Consider the following 233-nt stretch of genomic DNA (forward strand, 5'->3'; position numbering starts at 1 on the left):
CTCTGGATAAGTTCTATTAGCTAAAAAGACATAGACAATTCCTACTTCCGGATCTGCCCAAGCATATGTGCCAGTGAATCCAGAGTGACCAAATCTAGTCATAGATAAACAACCACATGTAGGTCCTTCATCACCAAGTTGAGCCTTATCAAAACCGACACCTCGCCTATTATCTGCATCTCAGTAATAACACGTATTAAATTTACCTATAGTTTCGCTTTTTAAATAACGTT

At 38.2% G+C, this 233-nt stretch carries 1 pseudogene; it reads right to left on the reverse strand.

What is annotated here, in order from left to right:
• Window positions 1-233: pseudogene (locus ACRHOC_RS15240) on the reverse strand (serine hydrolase); the annotation flags it as partial.

The organism is Winogradskyella poriferorum, assembly GCF_050618035.1.
In the GTDB taxonomy this organism is placed as follows: domain Bacteria; phylum Bacteroidota; class Bacteroidia; order Flavobacteriales; family Flavobacteriaceae; genus Winogradskyella; species Winogradskyella poriferorum_A.